Here is a 13979-nt window from a genome sequence, read left to right on the forward strand (position 1 = left end):
CGCGGTGGCAATGCCGGCCAGCGGCCGGCACTACCGATACGGGCATCAGCTCGACAGATGCTCGATCGCTGCCACCTTGCCCAGGCGCTCGCCCAGCATCGTCAGCAGCGCCAGGCGGTTGCCACGCAGCGCCGGATCTTCCGCATTGACCATCACGCCATCGAAGAACGCGTCGACCTGCGGGCGCAGGCGGGCCAGGCGCGCCAGCACCGCCACGTAATCCTTCTGATGCAGGCTGGCGCCGGTGTCATCGATGGCTGCGGTGACCGCTTCAGCCAGCGCGCGCTCGGCGTCTTCCTGCAGCAGCGCCGGGTCGATCTGGGCCGGAATGTCGCCTTCAGCCTTGCGGAGGATGTTGCGGATGCGCTTGTTGGCCGCAGCCAGCGCCTCGGCTTCCGGCAGCGCGGCGAAGGTGCCGATCGCGTCCAGGCGGCGGTCGAAGTCATACAGCGAGACAGGCTTCAGTTCGGCCACCGCATTGAAGTGCGTGGCTGGCACGTTCTTGTCGCCGTAGTAACCCTTCAGGCGGTCGAGGATGAAGTCGTACAGCTCGCCAACGTCGGCCTGCACGTTGCGTGCGGCCAGGCCGGCGTTGGCGCTGGCCAGCAGCGCGCGCAGGTCCAGCTCGAAGCCGCTTTCGATGATCGTGCGGGCCAGGCCCAGCGCGTTGCGGCGCAGCGCGAACGGGTCCTTGTTGCCGGTCGGCTTCAGGCCTGCGGCGAAGCCACCGGCCAGCGTGTCGACGCGCTCGGCGATGGCCAGCACCTTGCCCAGCGGCGACAGCGCGATGTCATCACCACCGAAGCGCGGCTGGTAGGCCTCGTCGATGGCCAGCGCCACCTCGGCCGATTCGCCACCGGCCACGGCGTAGTGGCGGCCGGCGATGCCCTGCAGCTCCGGGAACTCGTTGACCATGCGCGACTGCAGGTCGTTCTTGGCCAGTTCGGCAGCCCGCCTGGCCTGCGCGGCATCGGCGCCAACCTGGGGTGCGATCACTTCGGCCAATGCAGCCACGCGCGCCACCTTGTCGGCCACGCTGCCCAGCTTGGCCTGGTAGGTCACCGTCTTCAGCCCCTCCCCCATCGAAACCAGGCCCTGCTTCAGGTCCTCGTCGAAGAAGAACTTGGCATCGGCGAAACGCGGACGGATCACCCGCTCGTAGCCCTTGGCCACTTCGGCCACGTTCTTCGATTCGACGTTGGCGATGCCGATGAACTTCTCGGTCAGCGTGCCTGCGGCATCCAGCACCGGGAAGAACTTCTGGTTGATCTCCATCGTCTCGATCAGCGCTTCCTGCGGCACCGCCAGGAACGTGGGCTCGAAGCTGCACAGCACCGCCGACGGCCATTCGACCAGGTTCACCACCTGCTCCAGGTTGTCGTCGGTGATGCGGGCGCTGCCACCGGCCTTGGCCGCAGCGGCCTCGACCTCGGCGACGATGCGCGCGCGGCGCTCGCTCGGGTCGACCAGCACGAACGCGGCGCGCAGCGCTTCAACGTAGTCCTGCGGCTGCGCCAGCGACACCGCCTGGTCATGGTGGAAGCGATGGCCACGGCTGACGCGGCCGGCCTGCAGGCCGAACAGTTCGGCCTCGACCACGTTGGCACCGTGCAGCAGCACCAGCCAGTGCGCCGGGCGCGCGAAGCCCCAGGCGTGGTCGCCCCAGCGCATCGGCTTGGGAATCGGCATCGCAGCGATCGCCTCGCGCAGGATCTCCGGCAGCAGGCTGGCGGTGCTCGCGCCCGGGGTCACCGCGCGGTGCACGAAGCGCTCACCCTTGTTGTCGGTGGTCTTCTCCAGCGCGGTCCAGTCGATCCCGGCCTTGGCGGCGAAGCCCTGCAACGCCTTGGTCGGCTGGCCTTCGGCGTCCAGCGCGATGTTCAGGTACGGGCCCAGCACTTCGCTGTGCTGCTCCGGCTGTTCCAGGCCGACGCCCGGCAGCAGCACGGCCAGTCGGCGCGGGGTCGACAGCGGGCGCGCATCGCCCAGTTCCAGCGCGACGCCGCGCTTGCGCAGGCCTTCGACGACACCGTCGAAGAACGCCTGGGCCAGGCCCGGCAGCGCCTTGACCGGCAGTTCCTCGGTGCCCAGTTCGATCAGCAGGGGGGACAGTTGGCTCATCGGTTCGATCCTGTGGTGGGGGCGCAGCGCGCAACGCGTCCGGCGCCCCGGGTAGTTGATGAAAAGCGGGTCGGTGCGGGAGGGCCGTCAGGCCTTCTTCGCGCCCGGGAAGCCCAGCTTCTCGCGCTGTTCGTAGTACGCCTTGGCCACCGCCTGGGCCAGCGCGCGCACGCGCAGGATGTAGCGCTGGCGCTCGGTCACGCTGATCGCACGGCGCGCATCCAGCAGGTTGAAGGTGTGGCTGGCCTTCATCACCTGCTCGTAGGCCGGCAGCGGCAGGTTCACTTCCACCAGCTTCTGCGCCTCACGCTCGCAGGCGTCGAAACGGTGGAACATTTCTTCCACGTCGGCGTATTCGAAGTTGTAGGTGCTCTGCTCCACCTCGTTCTGGTGGTAGACGTCACCGTAGGTCACCGGCTGGCCGTCCGGGCCGTAGGTCCAGACCAGGTCGTAGACGTTGTCGCAGTTCTGCAGGTACATGCACAGGCGCTCGAGACCGTAGGTGATCTCGCCCAGCACCGGGCGGCATTCCAGGCCACCGGCCTGCTGGAAGTAGGTGAACTGGGTCACTTCCATGCCGTTGAGCCAGACTTCCCAGCCCAGGCCCCACGCGCCCAGCGTCGGCGATTCCCAGTTGTCCTCGACGAAGCGCAGGTCGTGCACCAGCGGGTCGATGCCCAGTGCCTTCAGCGAATCCAGGTACAGCTGCTGGATGTTGTCCGGCGCCGGCTTCATCGCCACCTGGTACTGGTAGTAGCGCTGCAGGCGGTTCGGATTCTCACCGTAACGGCCATCGGTCGGGCGCCGCGACGGCTGCACGTAGGCCGCATTCCAGCCTTCCGGACCGATCGCACGCAGGAAGGTGGCCGGGTGGAAGGTACCGGCGCCCACCTCCAGGTCGAGCGGCTGGATGAGCACGCAGCCCTGCTGGGCCCAGAACTGGTTCAGGGTCTGGATCAGGCCCTGGAAGGTGATCGGAACGGTCGGGGTCGCGGACATGCGTACGAGTCTTGGCCGGCAAGGGGGTGCGCTAGTATAACGGCCGACCTGCGGGGCATTCCGTACCCGGGAGGAGCAGGCAGATGGAACATCGGCTGCCGGCAGGCACGCCCGGCGAGGCGGACGGCGTCCCGCTGCCCTGGGGACGGCTGCATTTCGAGCAGATTGCCGCGGCCCTGACCGCCGATGGGCTCGTGGCCGAGCAGGACCGCGAGCGCATGCGGTTTTCCGCACAGGGCGCGCGCAACGCCAGTGAAGTGCATCCGCTGGTGCTGCTGTCCAACCTCAAGCTGGCCGCCACCGGCGGCGGCGAACTGACCCTGGAACGCCTGACCGAGTGGCTGGCGCAGCGCACCGGCAGCCGTTACCTGCGCATCGACCCGACCCAGGTGGACGTCGCTGCGGTGACCGCGCTGGTGTCGCATGCCTACGCCCGCCGCCACCGCTTCCTGCCGCTGGCGGTGGATGCCGAGCGCGTGCTGGTAGCCACCAGCGAGCCGCTGGTGCAGGAATGGCGTCGTGACCTGCAGCACCTGACCCGCCGCCGCATCGAGCTGGCGGTGGTCAACCCGCTGGACCTGCACCGTTACACCATGGAGTTCTACGGGGTGACCCGCTCGGTGCGCGGCGCCCGTGGCGATGTGCGCGGCGAGGCCAGCACCACCCTGCCCAGCTTCGAGCAGCTGGTGGAGCTGGGCCGCACCGGCGACGTCAATGCCGACGACCAGCACATCGTGCACATCGTCGACTGGCTGCTGCAGTACGCCTACGAACAGCGCGCCTCGGACATCCACCTGGAGCCGCGCCGCGAGATGGGGCGCATGCGCTTCCGCATCGACGGCGTGCTGCACAAGGTGTTCGAAGTACCGCCGGCGGTGATGACCGCCGTGGTCAGCCGCATCAAGGTGCTGGGCCGCATGGACCTGGCCGAGCGCCGGCGCCCGCAGGATGGCCGCATCAAGACCCGCTCGCCGGGTGGCCGCGAGGTCGAGATGCGCCTGTCGACCATGCCCACCGCCTTCGGCGAGAAGTGCGTGATGCGCATCTTCGACCCGGATGCCGCGTTCAAGAGCATCGACCAGCTCGGTTTCAGCCCGCAGGAGGCCGCCGGCTGGAATGCGCTGGTCGAGCGCCCGCACGGCATCGTGCTGGTCACCGGCCCGACCGGCTCGGGCAAGACCACCACCCTGTATTCCACGCTGAAGCGGCTGGCCACGCCGGACGTGAACGTGTGCACGGTGGAGGATCCGATCGAGATGATCGCGCCCGAGTTCAACCAGATGCAGGTGCAGGCCAACATCGACCTGGACTTCGCCAGCGGCGTGCGCACCCTGCTGCGGCAGGACCCGGACATCATCATGATCGGCGAGATCCGCGACCTGGAGACCGCACAGATGGCGGTGCAGGCCTCGCTGACCGGCCACCTGGTGCTGTCCACCCTGCATACCAACGACGCGCCCTCGGCGGTCACCCGCCTGCTCGACCTGGGCGTGCCGCATTACCTGCTGGCCAGCACCCTCAACGGCATCCTCGCCCAGCGCCTGGTGCGCACGCTGTGCCCGCACTGCAAGCAGCCGCACAGCCTCGGCGCGGCCGATTGGGCGGTGCTGGCTGATAGCCATGCTGCATATCCAGATGCCGCCACGCCCTGTCGGCCGGTCGGTTGCCTGGAATGCCGGCGCACCGGATTCCTCGGCCGCATCGGCCTGTATGAGTTGCTGCCATTGGGTTCGCGGCTGCGCGGGCAGATCCGCGCCGACATGGACCTGGCCGGTTTCACCCGTGCCGCGCGGGCTGAAGGGCTGCGAACCCTGCGCCAGGCCGGGCTTGAAAAGGTGGCGCAGGGGCTGACTACAATCGAGGAAGTCCTGTCAGTGCTGCCGCCCCCGGATGAACCCAGCCCCGTTCCTGATCCTTGAAACCGGCCGACCGGTGCCGTCATTGCGCCGCTACGGGCGCTTTCCGCACTGGATCCGCGTCGCCGCCGGGCTGGAAGAACACGAGACGGTGGTGGTCGATGTCGAGCACGGTGGCGCCCTGCCCGACCCTCATGCCTTCGCCGGCGTGCTGGTGACCGGCTCGGCCGCCTTCGTCACCGACCATGCCGACTGGAGCGAGCGCAGCGCCGCGTGGCTGCGCCAGACCGCCCACGACGACCTGCCGGTATTCGGCATCTGCTACGGCCACCAGCTGCTGGCACATGCGCTGGGTGGCGAGGTGGCCTACAACCCGGCCGGCCGCGAGTCCGGCACGATCGAACTGGAACTGCAGCCGCAGGCCGCGCAGGACCCGCTGTTCCAGGGCCTGCCGCAGCACTTTGCCGCCCATGCCACCCATCTGCAGACCGTGCTGCGCGCGCCCGATGGTGCCGAGGTGCTGGCCCGTTCACCGCTGGATGGCTGCCATGCCTTCCGCTGGGGCCGCCAGGCCTGGGGCGTGCAGTTCCATCCGGAGTTCGCCACCCACCACATGCGTGGCTACGTGCGTGCCCGCGCCGACTGCATCGGCCGCCACGGCGGCTGCGCCCGCAGCATCGAGCGCGCGGTCAGCGCCGCGCCGCTGGCCCGCCAGCTGTTGCGGCGCTTCGTCCGCCAGGCACGGCTGTCTTCAGCCCAGCCGGTGGCAAAACAGGGATAATCGGCGGCACGGGCAGCCGCCCGGCCCCCTCCTGTCCTTCCCGGATGTCCATGAAAGAGATTCGCAAGCTGCCGGCTTCGGCGGGCGCCCAGTGGTTGCTGGATACGTTCTCCCTGTACCGGCGTGCGCCGCTGCAGCTGGCCCGGATCGGCCTGACCTGGCTGCTAGTGAGCTGGGTGGTCACCTTGTTGTCGACGCTGATTCCCGGCGCCGCCGGCATGGCCGTGCAGCTTATGACGCTGGCCATTTCGCCGATCATGTTCGGCGGCATGCTGTATGCCGTGGGCGAGATCGATGAAGGCCGCCCGGGCCTGGCCTCGCACCTGCTGCAGCCGATCCGCGACCACCGCGTCAGCCACCTGCTGGTGCCGCTGGCGATCCAGGTGCTGGCGGTGCTGCTGCTGGGCGCGCTGCTGTTCCTGATGATCGGCCGCGAGGGCTTCACCGCCTTCAGCGAGGTCATGACCAAGATGGAAGAGATCAGCCGCAGTGGCCAGCAGATCAAGCCGGATGACGCGGCCGCGCTGGTCGCCAACCTGCCGGCCAAGCGCATCGCGCTGTGGATGCTGCTGGTGTTCCTGAGTGCGGTCGCGCTGTCGCTGGCGATGTTCACCCAGCCGGCACTGGTGGTGTTCGACAAGCAGAGCGGCATGCACGCGCTGCGCCTGAGCCTGCAGGGCTGCATCGAGAACATCGGCGCGATGATCGTGTTCGCCGCGCTCGGCCTGATCGCCGCGTTCTGCATGTACATCCTGTTCGTGATCGTGATCCAGATCGCGATGCTGATCGGCGGCCCGCTGGCCGCCGCCTTCATCGCCCAGCTGGTGCTGACCACGGTGCTGATGCCGCTGTATGTCGGCGCGGTCTACGCCGCGTGGAAGCAGATGTTCGTGCACCGCGGCAGCCGCGCGGCGCCGCCGATCCCGACCACGCCGACCTCCAGCGACGTGTTCCACGCCTGACCAGAACGCAGGTAGATCCACGCCATGCGTGGATAGAAAAGGGGACGGAGGGGATTAAGTCGTTAAAGGCAAAAACGACTTAATCCCCTCCGTCCCCTTTTTGTCTTTCAGGCGGCGGGCTTCTTCACTACCGACGACGGCACCAGCCAGCGTGCGGCGTGGATACCCAGCTCGTACAGCAGGCACATCGGAATCGCCAGCATCAGCTGCGATACCACGTCCGGCGGGGTCAGCACCGCCGCCAGCACGAAGATGCCGACGATCGCGTAGCCGCGGCCTTCCTTGAACTGCTGCGGCGTCACCCAGCCCAGCAGCACCAGGATCACCATCGCCACCGGCAGTTCGAAACTGCCACCAAAGGCGAAGAAGATCGCCAGCACGAAGTCCAGATAGGCATTCGCATCCGGTGTGATTGCGATCACGTCCGGGCTGAAGGTGGTGAGGAAGTGGAACACCGCCGGCAGCACCAGGAAATACGCAAAGGCGCAACCGGTGTAGAACAGCAGCACCGATGACACCAGCAGCGGCACCGCCAGGCGCTTCTCGCGTGCATACAGACCGGGCGCGACGAACGCCCACAGCTGGTACAGCAGCCACGGTACCGCCACGAACAACGCGACGAAGAAGGTCAGCTTCAGCGGTGCGAAGAAGGCACCGGCCGGGTTGGTGGCGATCATCGTCTGCCCGTTCGGCAGCTGCGAGACCAGCGGTTCGGCCAGCGCGTTGTAGAGCTTCTGGGTGAACGGCAGCAGCGCCAGCAGCACCACGCCCAGGCCCAGCAATGCGCGCACCAGCCGGCCGCGCAGTTCCACCAGGTGTTCTACCAGCGAGCTCTCGCCGAAATCCTGTTCACTCATGGGTGGCGCTCCGGGCTCTGCGCCGGCGGCGGCGTACCAGCTTCAGCGGGCGTGGCCGAAACCGTCTCGGCGGCACCACCGTCCTGCGCTGGTTCAACGGCATCGGGCGCGGCGCTCATGTGCGGCGGCAGATCCGCGGGCGCCGGTGCACGGACTTGCTGCACCAGGTCATCGCCCTGCTGCTGCGCCTGCTGGGCTTCGCGACGGATCGCTTCACCGCTGGCGCGCAGCTGGTTCTCGGTGTCCTGCATGCCCTGGCGCACATCCTGCATCTGCCGCTTGATGTCCTCGGCCTGCAGTTCGCGCTCCAGTTCCTGTTTCACCGAATCCCATTGATTGCGGGCGCGACGCACCCACAGGCCGGCGAAGCGGGCCGCCTTGGGCAGGCGCTCGGGACCGAGCACCACCAGGGCGACCACTGCAATCACCAGCAGTTCGCTGAAGCCGATATCGAACACCGCAACCGCTCCGGATCAGCGAGCGTTACGGTCGTGCTCGTCCTGCGCGGTGCGCGACGCGTCCTGGCTGCGCGACTCATCGCCCAGCTGCGCGTTCGGCTTGTCCTCGTCGCGCATACCCTTCTTGAATTCCTTGACCGCCGAACCGAGGTCCTTGGCGCCGCTGGTCAGGCGCTTGGTGCCGAACACCAGCAGGACGATGGCCAGCACGACCAACCAATGCCAGATGCTGAAACTGCCCATAAAGACGCTCGTTACGTTAGTGATCAGGCTGTCGAGCATAGCGCACCGGCTGTCAGCCGGCGCGCGTGACGAAAGTCAGTTTCCGCCCAGCGTTTCCGTACGGATCTCGCCGTCATTCACCGGCTGGAAGCCCTGCTGCTGCGGCGGCGGGGTCTGCGGCACGTTCTGCAGCGGCGCGGTGGTGGCCTCAGCCGGCGCAGCCGGTGCTGCCTGAACAGGCGCCGGGGCAGCTGCCGGGGCGGCAGCCGGGCGCGGCGCGCTGCCGCCGTTGCCGCTGCGGTTGTTGCGCGCCGCGTAGGTGGCCTCTTCCAGGCGATCGCGGAAGGCGACCACATCCATCGACGGCGAACCGGCGGCGCGGCCTTCGAAGATCATCCGCGGCGTGGTGTTGCTGCCGTAGGCGTCCAGATTGGCAGCATCGTCGATCTGCAGCACCGCGCCATCCAGCGCGACGCCGGCAAACAGGCCGCGGGCGCGCGACCAGGACCAGATCTCGGCCTTCAGCTGGCCGTCGGTGGCCGCGGCGGCGTTGCGGCCCACCGGACCGGCGGCGACGCCAGCGTCGGCACCCAGCGTGAACTTGCCGTTGACCAGGTTGTCCAGGCTGCGGTCGTTGCGGAACACCAGCACCACATCGGAGGACTGCACGCCGGCCTGGAAGCCGATGCTGCCGCCGGTGAGCTTCACGAACACCGGGTTGGACCAGGCGCCGTTGGGCATGCGCACCGACATCAGGCCGTGGCCACGACGACCGCCAATGACCAGACCGGCCTTGATCGTGTCGGGAATGACGATGACCGCGCGGCCTTCGTCCAGCAATTTATCCGGAATGCCCTGTTCAGGGATTTCCTGGATTTCAGCCAGCACGCGCACGGCATTGCGCGCACGCTGGTCTTCCTGCGGCCCGGCCATGGCCTGGCTGGACAGCAGGCTGGCGGCGATCAGCAGGGCTTGGATCGGGCGACGCATGGCAGGCTCCAGAAGTCAGTCCATAGGAAGATATAGCAAGTGACTGAAATTAGTAGCGTTGTCATGAATCCCCAATGAGCGTTCCCTGCTCACATTGATGCGCGCTATGCCTGCAATCCGAACCCTGCATCCCGGCGCGACACCGGATCGGCGACAATACCGCCCATGCTCGACGCACCCGATACCGCCGTGCTGGCGGTCAACCTAGGCACGCCCGAGACGCCGACGGCCCCCGCCGTACGCCGTTACCTGGCTGAATTCCTGTCCGACCGCCGCGTGGTCGCGATCCCGCCACTGCTGTGGCAGCCGCTGCTGCGCGGACTGATCCTGCCCCTGCGCAGCAGTCGTTCGGCGGCCAAGTACGCCCAGGTCTGGCTGCCCGACGGCTCACCGCTGATGGTGCATACGCGCCAGCTGGCGCAGGCCATGCAGGCCCTGTTGCCGACCCTGACAGTGCGCCATGCGATGCGTTACGGCGAACCGGCGCTGGCCAGCGAGCTCGACCGCCTGGCAGCCGACGGTGCGCGCCGCATCGTGGTGCTGCCGCTGTATCCGCAGTACTCCACCACCACCACTGCCTCGGTCGAAGACCGCGTCGATGCCTGGCAGCGCCGCAATCCTGGCGTGACCGTCAGCCTGGTGCGCGACTATTCGGTCGATCCGGGCTGGGTCGAGGCCGTGGCCGGCTCGATCCGTCGCTACTGGGAACAGCACGGTCGCGGCCAAACGCTGATGTTCTCCTTCCATGGCATCCCGCAGCGCCTGGCCGATGCCGGCGATCCGTATCCGCAGCGCTGCGAGGCCAGCGCACAGGCCATCGCCAAGGCGCTGGAACTGGGCAGGGACGAGTGGCAGATGGGTTACCAGTCGCGTTTCGGCCGCGAGCGCTGGCTGCAGCCGTATGCCGAGCCCAGCCTGTGGGCGCTGGCCGAATCCGGCGTGAAGCAGATCGACGTGGTGTGCCCCGGCTTCGCCACCGACTGCCTGGAGACGCTGGAAGAAGTCGCGCTGGGGTTCACCGAAACACTGGCCGAGCGCGGCGCGACGATGCGCTACATCCCCTGCCTCAACGCCGAACCGGAGCACGCACGCGCGCTTGCGCGGTTGGCCGTGGCCTCGCTGGCATGAGTCTGCAACCGTTTGAACTGGAGGTCGGTGGCGCGCGCGTCGCCGGCCTGCGCAACCACGGCGATGGCCCGCGCGTGCTGGCCCTGCACGGCTGGCTCGACAACGCGGCCAGCTTCGTGCCGCTGGCGCCGCATCTGTCGTCGCTGCAGCTGGTTGCCATCGACCTGCCCGGTCATGGCCACAGCGCGCATCTGCCGGCCGGTGCCAGCTACACCACGGCCGCCGCGATCTGCCACGTGCTCGACGTCGCCGATGCACTGGGCTGGGACCGCTTCAACCTGCTCGGCCATTCGATGGGTGCCGGCATCGCCAGCCTCACCGCCTCGGTCAGTGATCGCGTCGAGCGCCTTGTGGCGATCGAAGCGCTCGGCGGCCTGCGCGGCCCCGAGGAAGAAACCGCCAATCGCCTGCGCGAGCATGTGAATGCCACGCGCGCACTGGCACGCAAGCAGCTGCGCGTGTTCCCCGACCTCGCCGCGCCGATCCGCGCACGGATGATGACCAACCAGCTCAGCGAGCACTGTGCACGGCTGCTGGTCGAGCGCGGCGTGGAACCGGTCGAGGGTGGCTACCGCTGGTGCAGCGATCCGCGCCTGATGCTGCCCACTGCGATCCGTCTCAGCGAAGGCCAGATCGACAACCTGCTGCAGGCCATCGCCTGCCCGACGCAGGTGATCTATGCCGCGCCAGCGCAGTCCTACTACCCCGAGCCGATGCGCAGCGATCGCCTGCAGCACCTGCACGATGGGCGGTTGGCGGTGTTTCCCGGCAACCATCACCTGCACATGGAAGATCCGGAACAGATCGCAGGCGTGATCCTGCGCTTCTTCAGCAACGACAACGCGGGCTGAGCAAAGGTATCCGCGCGCTTCACTCTGCGCGTCTGCGGCCGATACATCAGTTGCGGGCCCCTGCGTCCGCAGCACGCAGGTCCGGTCGGGCCTGCGGCGTGTGTCTGGTTCTGCAAGGAAGTCCGCATGCCTGCTCCATTGCACCGTCACCCACAGGATGTGGCCGCGGTGTCCCGTCTCCGCGTCGCTGATCGCGTCGCATTCCCCGAATTCCCGGCTCGCGCCCTGGTCACGCACTCCTGCGTGCGCCGCGGCGTGGCCGTTGTCGTCTGCTGATCCAGGAGTCGCCGATGTCCGTTGCATCCTCCCGTCCCCCCGATACCGCCCGCCTGCCGCACCTGCAGCAGCTCGCGCACCGCGCTGACCGCCGCCTGCTGATCGGCAGCGCGGTACTGGCCTTGGCTGGCCTGGCGCTGGCCCTGCGCGGCCCGCAGGTGCAGGCCGCCGCGTTGGCGGCCGTCGCCGTGCTGCCAGCCGCGTGGTTGGGCGGGGCCCAGGCGGGCCGGGCCGTCGCCCGCAACGGTCTGGCGTTGCTGTTGTCGCTGCAGCTGGCCGTGTTGTGCGCGATCATCAGCCTGTCACCGGCATTGCCGATGGCCCTGCTGCTGGGCGTGCTGCTGGGCCATCGCGATCGCCTTCCGGTGTGGCTGGCCGGTGGCGTCGGTACGCTCGCCCTGCTGGCACCGCTACAGGGCGGTGCCGCGCTGTGGCCGACGCTGCTGCAGGCCGGCATGCTCGCGGGCCTGACCCTGTTCCTCGGCCAGGTCGCACTGCGCCTTCGGCAGCAGACCGAGGCCCTTGGCCACGGCCCGCGTCGGCTTGCCGCGCTGGCACGCGATATCGCCACCGGTGCCGATCTTGGTGCACATGCCGACACCAGCGCCTATGCACCGGGTTCACTGGCCCACGCCCTGGCCGACACTGCACGCCACGTGCAGGCCCAGCGTGGACGCGAGGCGGCGGCGCATGCCGAGAACGCACAGATCCGCCAGGCGTTGGATGCCTCGCGCACCGCGATGATGATCGCCGACAACGACCATGTGATCCGCTACGTGAACCGCTCGGTGGTGGCACTGCTGCGCAACCAGCAGGCGACGTTGCGACAGGCCTTCCCCGATTTCGACGCCGAGCGCCTGGTCGGCAGCAGCATCCATCGTTTCCACGCCAACCCGGACCGCATCCGCGCGATCCTCAACGGCCTGCAGGTAGCCCACAACGGCAAGGTGCAGATCGGCCCGGTGCACTTCGCGCAGGTGGTCACACCGGTGTTCGACGCGCAGGGCGTGCGCCTGGGCTTCGCCGTGGAATGGCATGACCGCACGCATGAGCTCGCACTGGAGAATGCCGTGGCCGGCATCGTCGCAGCGGCGGCGGCCGGTGACCTTGACCAGCGCCTGCGGGCCACTGAAGGCGCCAGCTTCCTCGATGGCCTGACCGGTGGCATCAACCAGCTGCTCGATACGCTCGGCAGCACCGTCAACGAAGTGCGGCAGATGCTCTCGGCACTGGCCAACGGCGATCTGGATCGGCGCATGCACGGCGAGTATCACGGCGCCTTCGCTGCCATCCAGCGCGATGCCAATGCCACGGCCGGGCAGTTGGCACGCATGGTCGGCCGCATCCAGGAATGCGCGGCGTCGATCAGTACCGCCGCCAGCGAGATTGCCGCCGGCAACGGCGCGTTGTCCGAGCGCAGCGAGCGCCAGGCAGCGCACCTGCAGGAGACCGCAGCATCGATGGAGGAACTGACCGCCACCGTGCGCCAGAACGCCGCCCATGCGCGTGAGGCCAGTGCGTTGGCCGCCTCCACGCAGAACGCTGCCAGTGACGGCAACACGGCCATGCAGCGGGTGGTGGATACCATGCAGGCCATCGAAGGTGCCTCGAAGCGGATCGGCGACATCACCGGCGTCATCGACGGCATTGCCTTCCAGACCAATATCCTGGCGTTGAACGCAGCGGTGGAGGCGGCACGCGCCGGCGAGCAGGGCCGAGGCTTTGCCGTGGTGGCCAGCGAGGTGCGCGTGCTGGCACAGCGTTCGGCGGCGGCTGCACAGGAGATCAGGAAGCTGATCGACGAAGCGGGCCGGCAGGTGGGCGAAGGTGCCCAGCTGGTGGCCGATGCCGGCCAGCGCATGCAGGGAATTGTCGGCGGCGTGGAGGATGTCAGCCACCTGATGCGCGAGATTTCCGCAGCGTCGCAGGAGCAGTCGATCGGTATCGAGCAGATCAACCAGACCGTGGTGCAGATGGATCAGGCCACGCAGCAGAATGCGGCGCTGGTGGAAGAAGCAACCGCGGCAGCACGCGAGCTGCAGTCGCAGGCGGGCACATTGACCGAAGCAGTCTCGGTATTCCGCCAGCAGGAACCCCTCGAGGTCTCGCGGGCCGCCTGATCCAGTCCTTCAATTCGATCCTGATCAAGACGGCGCCCTGCGGGCGCCGTCTTTTTATGCGTGACCTGCCCCTGGTAGTGCCGGCCGCTGGCCGGCAAACGATCGCTGTGTGCGCCTGCTGTTGGTAGCGGCCAACCTTGGTTGGCACCGCTGCTCCTCGCAGGGGGCATCCACGCATGGCGTGGATCTACCGGGTGATGTAATGCCATCGGGTTGCCGGCCAGCGGCCGGCACGACCCGCATTTACTGCGCACAAAGAAAAACCCCGCTGCGTGAGCAGTGGGGTTTTGGGTGTAAACCCTGGCGATGACCTACTCTCGCATGGCTTGAGCCACACTACCATCGGCGCAGCTGCGTT

At 68.1% G+C, this 13979-nt stretch carries 12 protein-coding genes; 6 read left to right on the forward strand and 6 right to left on the reverse strand.

Annotated elements, in window-relative coordinates; all coding sequences use genetic code 11:
• Positions 1-45: 45 nt before the first annotated feature.
• Together glyS and glyQ are read right to left on the reverse strand one after the other, a co-directional pair.
• The gene (glyS, locus tag O0K41_RS05320) at positions 46-2121 is read right to left on the reverse strand and encodes a glycine--tRNA ligase subunit beta (protein WP_197592662.1); all 2076 of its coding nucleotides are present in this window, start codon (positions 2119-2121) and stop codon (positions 46-48) included.
• A gap of 87 nt (positions 2122-2208) precedes the next feature.
• Positions 2209-3120: a glycine--tRNA ligase subunit alpha gene (glyQ, locus tag O0K41_RS05325; RefSeq protein WP_005414927.1), complete on the reverse strand. Its 912-nt coding sequence runs from the start codon at positions 3118-3120 to the stop codon at positions 2209-2211.
• A gap of 83 nt (positions 3121-3203) precedes the next feature.
• Here glyQ and O0K41_RS05330 point away from each other — a divergent pair, with 83 nt between their 5' ends.
• The 3 genes from O0K41_RS05330 to O0K41_RS05340 are packed head-to-tail and all read left to right on the forward strand — an operon-like array spanning position 3204 to position 6719.
• A complete protein-coding gene (locus tag O0K41_RS05330; RefSeq protein WP_164222689.1) occupies positions 3204-5039 on the forward strand; it encodes a GspE/PulE family protein in 1836 nt (611 codons plus the stop codon).
• The gene (locus tag O0K41_RS05335; RefSeq protein WP_012481650.1) at positions 5011-5757 is read left to right on the forward strand and encodes a glutamine amidotransferase; all 747 of its coding nucleotides are present in this window, start codon (positions 5011-5013) and stop codon (positions 5755-5757) included. Before O0K41_RS05330 ends, O0K41_RS05335 begins: the two co-directional genes overlap by 29 nt.
• Positions 5758-5807: 50 nt before the next feature.
• Positions 5808-6719, forward strand: a complete 912-nt coding sequence (locus O0K41_RS05340) for a BPSS1780 family membrane protein (RefSeq protein ID WP_005411674.1) — start codon at positions 5808-5810, stop codon at positions 6717-6719.
• Positions 6720-6826: 107 nt separating this feature from the next.
• Here O0K41_RS05340 and tatC read toward each other — a convergent pair whose 3' ends face one another.
• From tatC to O0K41_RS05360, 4 genes are all read right to left on the reverse strand, one after another.
• The gene (gene tatC, locus O0K41_RS05345) at positions 6827-7576 is read right to left on the reverse strand and encodes a twin-arginine translocase subunit TatC (RefSeq protein ID WP_005411675.1); all 750 of its coding nucleotides are present in this window, start codon (positions 7574-7576) and stop codon (positions 6827-6829) included.
• Positions 7573-8034, reverse strand: coding sequence for a Sec-independent protein translocase protein TatB (gene tatB / locus O0K41_RS05350; RefSeq protein WP_088435999.1), 462 nt, complete (start codon positions 8032-8034; stop codon positions 7573-7575). The genes tatC and tatB overlap by 4 nt, the downstream gene beginning before the upstream one ends.
• 15 nt (positions 8035-8049) lie before the next feature.
• Positions 8050-8277, reverse strand: coding sequence for a Sec-independent protein translocase subunit TatA (tatA, locus tag O0K41_RS05355; protein WP_005420453.1), 228 nt, complete (start codon positions 8275-8277; stop codon positions 8050-8052).
• Between the two features lie 75 nt (positions 8278-8352).
• Positions 8353-9246, reverse strand: a complete 894-nt coding sequence (locus O0K41_RS05360; RefSeq protein ID WP_005411678.1) for a YSC84-related protein — start codon at positions 9244-9246, stop codon at positions 8353-8355.
• 165 nt (positions 9247-9411) lie between these two features.
• Here O0K41_RS05360 and hemH point away from each other — a divergent pair, with 165 nt between their 5' ends.
• The 3 genes from hemH (at position 9412) to O0K41_RS05375 (ending at position 13621) form a co-directional block, all read left to right on the forward strand.
• Complete coding sequence (gene hemH, locus O0K41_RS05365) at positions 9412-10374, forward strand: ferrochelatase (protein ID WP_005411679.1); 963 nt, start codon at positions 9412-9414, stop codon at positions 10372-10374.
• Entirely contained in the window at positions 10371-11225 is an 855-nt protein-coding gene (locus O0K41_RS05370; RefSeq protein ID WP_164222691.1) for an alpha/beta hydrolase, read from the forward strand. Before hemH ends, O0K41_RS05370 begins: the two co-directional genes overlap by 4 nt.
• A gap of 290 nt (positions 11226-11515) precedes the next feature.
• On the forward strand, positions 11516-13621 hold the full coding sequence (locus O0K41_RS05375) for a methyl-accepting chemotaxis protein (RefSeq protein ID WP_164222693.1): 2106 nt from the start codon (positions 11516-11518) through the stop codon (positions 13619-13621).
• Positions 13622-13979: the final 358 nt, after the last annotated feature.

The sequence above is a fragment of the Stenotrophomonas sp. Sm2128 genome (assembly GCF_030985535.1).
In the GTDB taxonomy this organism is placed as follows: domain Bacteria; phylum Pseudomonadota; class Gammaproteobacteria; order Xanthomonadales; family Xanthomonadaceae; genus Stenotrophomonas; species Stenotrophomonas maltophilia.